Annotated in this window: 6 protein-coding genes; 1 reads left to right on the top strand and 5 read right to left on the bottom strand. The window is 34.6% G+C overall.

Features of this window, described 5'->3' with window-relative positions; genetic code table 11:
- The 5 genes from J6L95_RS00215 to pgsA all read right to left on the bottom strand — a co-directional run.
- Positions 1 to 1,836 (bottom strand): YfhO family protein (locus J6L95_RS00215; protein ID WP_287457648.1); only part of this gene is annotated, 1,836 nt, incomplete at its 3' end.
- A gap of 24 nt (positions 1,837 to 1,860) precedes the next feature.
- Positions 1,861 to 2,784 carry a glycosyltransferase family 2 protein gene (locus J6L95_RS00210; RefSeq protein WP_287457647.1) on the bottom strand — a complete coding sequence of 308 codons (924 nt, stop codon included), beginning with the start codon at positions 2,782 to 2,784 and terminating at the stop codon, positions 1,861 to 1,863.
- A gap of 214 nt (positions 2,785 to 2,998) precedes the next feature.
- Positions 2,999 to 5,170 carry a hypothetical protein gene (locus tag J6L95_RS00205; RefSeq protein WP_287457645.1) on the bottom strand — a complete coding sequence of 724 codons (2,172 nt, stop codon included), beginning with the start codon at positions 5,168 to 5,170 and terminating at the stop codon, positions 2,999 to 3,001.
- Positions 5,171 to 5,333: 163 nt separating this feature from the next.
- The gene (locus tag J6L95_RS00200; protein WP_029071256.1) at positions 5,334 to 5,741 is read right to left on the bottom strand and encodes a GtrA family protein; all 408 of its coding nucleotides are present in this window, start codon (positions 5,739 to 5,741) and stop codon (positions 5,334 to 5,336) included.
- A gap of 40 nt (positions 5,742 to 5,781) precedes the next feature.
- Entirely contained in the window at positions 5,782 to 6,375 is a 594-nt protein-coding gene (gene pgsA, locus J6L95_RS00195) for a CDP-diacylglycerol--glycerol-3-phosphate 3-phosphatidyltransferase (RefSeq protein WP_029071255.1), read from the bottom strand.
- A 198-nt stretch (positions 6,376 to 6,573) separates the two neighbouring features.
- On the opposite strand from pgsA, the gene J6L95_RS00190 reads away from it, so the two are divergent.
- On the top strand, positions 6,574 to 7,470 hold the full coding sequence (locus J6L95_RS00190) for a diacylglycerol/lipid kinase family protein (protein ID WP_287457644.1): 897 nt from the start codon (positions 6,574 to 6,576) through the stop codon (positions 7,468 to 7,470).
- Positions 7,471 to 7,474 lie beyond the last annotated feature (4 nt).

The following is a 7,474-nucleotide window of genomic DNA, read 5'->3' as shown; positions in this document are numbered from 1 at the left end:
TGAATAAGTAAACCCAAGTGGCAATGCATACTTGTTGACATAGACATCATATCGAGATGATGAAAGCTTATCCGAACGTTCATAGCCATATGGTGGTATCGTCACGGAATTCTTCTTCCCAATAAGATACTTTACACCAAACAGATTAGCCACAGCACTACGTCCTTCTAAGAAGTTAATACGGTGCGTAACATTGTTAGTATAACCAAGTGAATCTAGGAAAAGATAAGAATCTCCTGGCAACAATGAAAGATAAGTCATAATTGATGACTGATTCGTATTCATTGTACGATTATATTTCTTTGTGAAGTTTACATAATCAAAACGGTAGTTTTGATTATGTGGCAATAACTTGAAGTTTTCATTAAGGATTAGATCCTTTTCCACATGTCCATATTTAAGATATTCTTTGGAATATCCACCAAAATTCTTATTGTAGAAGAAGGATCCATTAAGTGCCACATTGACAGCGACAATAAGTGTCATCAACGGGAACATATACTTCTTTATTGGTTTTACATAAAGCACTATCAATAATGAACACATACAGACAATAGTAATGATTATTGCCCACAGCTTGCTGGCATCCTTGGTGAAGAATACAAACATAAATGAGAAAAGCACATAACAGGAAGATAAGACAAAGACACCTATCGCTCTCTTCTTATCTTCTAAGAGATTCTCAAGATCTGGATAGATCTTCGCTAACATTGTCCCAATGGCCAATGCGCAGACGAACGTCCAGCGATTAGCTACATAAGATAATCCATTGAAGAATGATCCAAAGAATGGGAAAAGCAAGAATAGCAACATAAGTATAAGCGTTACTTTCTCTCTAATATACTTCTTCCCTGATACGACAATGACATTAATGACAATAATCGCAATAGCGGAAAGTGACAGTCTTACCCAATCTGGTGCCAGATAAGAGGAACCAAACGATAAGAACAGATCACGATAGTAGTTCCAAGTGTAGACAAGTGGCACGAACGACTTCTCTGCAGCTCTCGCTGAAGAGAAGAAGAGATAGACTACTGGCAAGAAGATAATACATGAAATTCCCACACCAATAAGGGCATACCACACACATTTCGCTACACTGTAGAATACATATTTTACAGTTAAGTTCTCATGTCCTAGTATCGATACAATCGCATAGAGGATTGTAAAGATGACCAACATGTAGAAGAAGTAGAAGTTGCTTAATAATGACAACGCAACAACCACACAGAAAAACCAAGGAGACTTACGATCTAGAATACGATCTACTCCTAAACAATATAACGGGAAATAGACAAGCGTATTTAAGAAATAGGGATGCTTAATACAATAGATGGAAAAACCTGAAAAGCAATAAACCATCGTACCAAGAAGGATCCCCTTCTTGCTACGATTGTGATAGAGATTGTAAACAATAAAGGCAATCCCTGCACAATAAAGACGAACTGGTACCAATGCATTAAATGCGATTTCAGCATATCTTGTAGGAACCAATCCTGAAACTAAGGCAAAGATATCACCCACCGCATAGTAATGAATGGTAGAGATGATATCTTGACCATAGCCAATACTTAAATCGAATGTCTTAAGGTTAAGACTATGATCTACAAAGATAGTATAAAAAAGGTGTCTTAGATAACGTCCATAGTAAGTAAAAGCATTAACATGCTGATCAATACCATCCGTATTGACACCAGTACTCCAAATAAATGAACGTCCTCCAAGATAGAAAGCCATATAAACAACAAGTGCAATAACGATAAACAGGAAAGTATAAGCCGCAAATAGCTGCTTTCTCTTTCCCTTCTCACTTATCGCGGGTGTAAATAGTTTCATAGAACCCTCCCGAAAAAAAGCACATTATGCTTTTTCTTTAACAATATAGATTTGTCTCTTCTTTGTTTCTAGGTAAATCTTAGAAATATATAATCCCACAATCCCAAGACATAATAGGATCATACTTCCTAAAAGCAACATGATACTTACCATTGATGGCCATCCTGATACTGGATCACCAAATAGCATCGCTCTAATGACAATACCAAATAAGGCAATGACAGAAATGACAAAGAAAATCAATCCCAAAATAGATGAAATAAACAATGGTACTACAGAATAAGCAAGAATACCTTCAATTGAATATTTAAATAAACTAAAGAATGACCATTTTGTATTACCGGCACTTCTTTCTACATTCTCATAAGCCAACCATTTCGTCTTGAATCCTACCCAGCTAAAGATTCCTTTTGAGAATCTGTTATATTCCTGATCTTCAATAATCGCATCAACCATCTGTCTACTCATAAAGCGATAGTCTCTGGCCCCATCAACTATCTCTGTTGAAGACATCTTGTTAATAAGCTTATAGAACATTCTCGCAAAGAATGAACGAATAGGTGGTTCACCTTTTCGTGTTGATCTTTTCGTAGCGACACAATCATAATCTTCATTTTTTACGATATTATACATTTCAGGTAGAAGATGAGGTGGATCCTGCAAATCCACATCCATAGTAACGACATAATCACCTGTCGCTAATTCTAACCCAGCATATAAACCTGCTTCTTTTCCAAAGTTTCTAGAGAACGATACATAGTGTACACGTTCATCTTCTTCATGCAATGCTTTTAATATATCTAAAGTATGATCATGACTACCATCATCAACAAAACAAAATTCTAATTCTGCATCTAACTGTGATTCATATTTTAATACTTCGTTATAGAAGATACGAATAGTTTCTTCTTCGTTGTAACAAGGTACAACCAATGATATTTTATCCATTTTTCCCAAAACTCCTTTATAAGTATTGCAATAATAACACCATAAGCTTAACACTTCAATACCGTTTATGGCAATGAAATCTACTATTTTCATAATTTAATACTTATTAAAAATGTGTAGTTGTCAAATTTGACATTTTATTGACAAATATATAACTTAATTCACCTTTATGAACTAAATATGAAGAAAAATAAGGAATCACTGGCGTGATTCCTTATTTAGTACGCATTTTTCTTATTGAAGAATAAGCAGAGTAAATGTATTTTCCATTTACAATCTTATATGTACGTATTCTTACATAGTAGTATTTCTTACGAGAGAGATGTTTTAATGTTGTGGAAGTGGCCGTTTTGAACTTCTTGCTTACCGCATTTTTCATATTCTTATGGGTTGAATACTGTATTTCATAACGCGCATCCTGTTTCTTCCACTTAAGTGTGATAGCACCCTTCTTTGCTTTATGAGACTTGATCTTTGTGGTCTTTGGCACAATCTTATAAGTTCTATAAATCACACCTGTAGCGTATGGGTTGTCTTGTAAGGTGATCTTGATTGTGTAGATGCCTACTTTCTTGGATTTTGGTGAGAGGTATTCTACTTTTTTAACATTGATCTTATGTCCAAGAATGACAACACTTTTTACACTTGGTTTTTGTACTTTCTTGTTATAAGTGAAGGAAGTACGAGACAAGCTTACACTTCCATGAGTATTGGCGTTCGCCTTGTTGATGGTATAACGGATATTTTTCACTCCACTATATGTCGGTGTATTGATGGTGATTGTCATCACATATGTTCCTGGCGTCTTTGACGCTGTGTATTTGATGCTGTAAGGGAGGTTCATGTTCTTATACTTAACACTGGTAACACTTGGATAGCGAATCTTTCCATTGTAACTAAATGATGTAGCATTCACACTAACATTAATATCACTATCACTTAAAGTTCGCTTCATATTCACCATATTAGATGATTTACCAGCAATCACCTTTCCCATAGATGTTACTGCACTATTCATAGGATTAGCATTGTAGCGATGTGAACCTGATTCAAACAAGACATATAATGTGCCATCCTTTTCCACAATACCTTCTGACATGCCAGGCAATACGATTGAAGAAACAGCACTGATCTTAGAATTACTCTGCCCCACATTAGTTACTGAATAAGCATATAAACCAGACGAATTCACCCTTCCATAAGAAGAAGACACCATCAGATAAGTTATATCATCGACAGTCATGAAGGCCGCTCCCTGCGCCTTCTTTATGACTGAATAACTTACAAAAGCATCCTCACTACCAGGATGAAATCCCTTAATAACACTATTTGATGAACTATTGAATGTACCAACATACAAATCATCATTAAAACTAGTCACAAAAGAAGCAGACGTAACACCATTAATCTTGTTCTCTCCATCATAATGATCCACTACATATTCATCATCATTATCCCAATTAAGCTGATCATGAATAGTCTGCGTATTAAGATACACAAGCTTCTGCCCACTAGAATTACCAGTATCTAGTGATATCCACAACTGACCATTCAAGCAAGTCAATCCACCTACATGATTAGTATCAGGAAGAACAATAGTCTTATACTTTCTTAACTCATCATTAAGCCTTAACACATAGATTACAGAATTATGTACCTGAATCTGTTCATTACTCTTCCCTAAGTCACTAAGATAAGCCTTTATTCCATCATATGAAGAAATATAGACATAGTTATCATCCATAGCTAACCCTTGTGGTACATCCACAATTTCATCAGCTTTAACTTCTTTGTTTACTCTTGGAACAGTTATATCTTTATCATCCTGATCAAAACGTTCAAGGTCCTTATATTTTTTCTTGGCATCCTCTTCTTTTTGATTTGCGATATGGACTTCTTCATCAGATACACTATTAACAGTAGTTGTAGGATCATCTTCAGAAGGAGATTCTACATCACTTTTCAAAAGTCCCTTTCTCTTAACTGTATCTTCTTGATTCACACTATTTTCAGAAGATACATCTTGTTTTGTATTCTTATTAGTAGAATCTTCCTGTTTAACATCTTCATTAGAAACTTCACCCTGAACAGTCTTCTTAGAAGAATCCTCCTCTGCAGTATCATTATTAGAAGTATCATTCTGAGTTGTATCTTCATCTGAAGTTTCTTCATTATTATTTAAATCATTATCCTGCTCATTATCCATCATCGTCTTCTTAATAGAATATGACTTCTCATTAGAAAAACGAATCTCTCCCATATTATTAATCAAGTTACTAAAATCAAGACGTGGATAGCGTTTCACTACTGTAGAAGCAGAAGGAACACTAATCACCCCTGAAAGAACTGTCGCTGATATATAAATAGACGTAAGTTTCTTATTCATCTCTCTCACCTCATTAATAGCCATTATAACGTAAAAGACTAAAATAAACCATAAAAAAGAGAAATCTATCATATAGATTCCTCTTCATAACCATCACTAGTCATCATACAGATGCTTCACAAATTATAAAATGACCTCATAAAACTTTCTAATAAACAAGAAATTATTTATCAGCTTTAAACACAAAATATCTTTGACCAAAATAATTCAAGATCACAAACAATCCCATACCTACAAGCATAGATAAATTATCCTGCAACTTAGTAGACATAGATGAAAGAACAGTTCTTACTAATGGTTTAGCTACACCGTAGGCAACTAAATAACAGATTGTAATATTAACAATAAAACGTAAAACATTCTTTACATCCTTAGACTTATTCTCAAAAGTAAAATACTTATTCAAGAAATAACTTAAGATACTACCAAATACATAGTTAGAAGCTGAAGACACCCAATATGAGAAGTGTAACAAGTTATAAGCAATAAACATAACTGCTGTACCAAAGAGTGTATTGGCTACACCGACAATAATGAATTTTAAGAATGTCTTATCAAAAAATTTATTCATACTTTTCTCCTATTAATGAAAAACAGTTCATATGAACTGTTTACATACTTTCCATAATGAAATCTTTACTACCGCGAAGATAATCAATTCCAGAGAAGACTGAAAAGGCTGTTGCCAAGTACATTAGAATCAAGTCTACCGGAATGTGGCATACGGAAAAGATTGGATTGTTCAATAACATTAAACAGATAGCAATCATCTGTGTCATTGTTTTTGACTTACCCCAGATACTAGCTGCAATAACGACATTATTAGATGCTGCTAAGAATCTTACTGCATCTACGATTGTATCTCTTAGAATCATGATAATCAAAAGTGCTGCAGGCATCTTTTGATCAACTGTTAATAAGATCAATGCTGAATTGACAAGCATCTTATCTGCAACCGGATCGACAAACTTACCGAAAGTTGTAACAAGATTATTGGCTCTTGCAATCTTTCCATCAAGGAAATCTGTAATAGATGCGATTGCAAAAACACCAAATGCAATCAGGTCTACCAATGAAATATGTGTCCATAGGATATCAAAGACAGGTACCTGGATACCACACATTTTATAAGGGAATAAGTACACAACAATAAAAAATGGCACCATGATTAAACGTACCACTGTTAACCTATTAGGTAGATTCACGTAAATCCTTCTTTCTATTTTCAATTTGTTACTAGAGCTATATGTACTATAACAAAATTTTTTCTTTTCATCAATCAAAAAATCTTGAGAACATCACATTTGTGTAAGCTTTTTCATAATGTGTTTTTTTTGTTTTGTATAGACTTGTATTTCAAAAAAAATCTAGTAAACTTAAACTATGTAATTGGAGGTCGTGAAATGAAGTGTTTATTTGTCATTAACCCTGTTTCAGGAACACAAGCTTTCCATAGAAAGCTTAATACTTTTGTAGGAACTTTAATAATGAAAACAGATGTCAATACTATTGATACATTCTTTACTAAAGGTAAAGATGATGCCTATAAGAAATGCAAGTCACTTAAAAAAGGCGACTATGATTTCATTGTATCAGTAGGTGGAGATGGAACTGTCAATGAATGTCTAGGTGGACTGATCAAATCTGGCAGTGATATTCCTATTGCCTTGATTCCAGCAGGTACTGTCAATGATTTCGCGAACTATCTTAACCTTCCTGTTAAAGTTAGTGATTTCGTAGAAATGATCAATCATTTCCATACAGAAAAGATTGATGTTGGAGAAGTCCAGGGACAAGTCTTCGCCAACGTAGTTGCCGGAGGCATGTTCAGTGATATTGCTTTCCAGGTCACAAGCAAGGATAAGAACACATGGGGTCCATTAGCTTACTATATTACAGGCTTATCTCAGTTGCCTCAGCAGCTTTCTTTAAATCTTAAATTGAAAGTCACTGCTGATGAACATGAGTTTGAAGAAGAAGCTTCATTATTCTTAGTAGCCAACTCTCAGTCAGTTGGTGGCTTTAAGGGTATTACTCCTAAAGCAAGTGTACAGGATGGCAAGCTTGACTTACTTATTATCAAGAAATCAAATGTTGCAGAACTTATCGCTTTAATGAAGGATTTAGCATTCAATGCACATCTCAATAATCCAAATATCAAATATGTGCAGGCAAAACATCTTCGTATCGAATGCGATAAGGATATTCTCTATGATGTAGATGGTGAAGAAGGAAGTTCCTTCCCTCTTGAAATCAACTGTTTACCTAAAGCAGTTAACTTACTTACAAGAGATGAATAAGGCA

This window comes from Kandleria sp. (assembly GCF_017934775.1).
GTDB lineage: Bacteria > Bacillota_I > Bacilli_A > Erysipelotrichales > Coprobacillaceae > Kandleria > Kandleria vitulina.
Note: the sequence above shows the minus strand (reverse complement) of the source record. Positions and strands in the feature narration are given on the sequence as shown.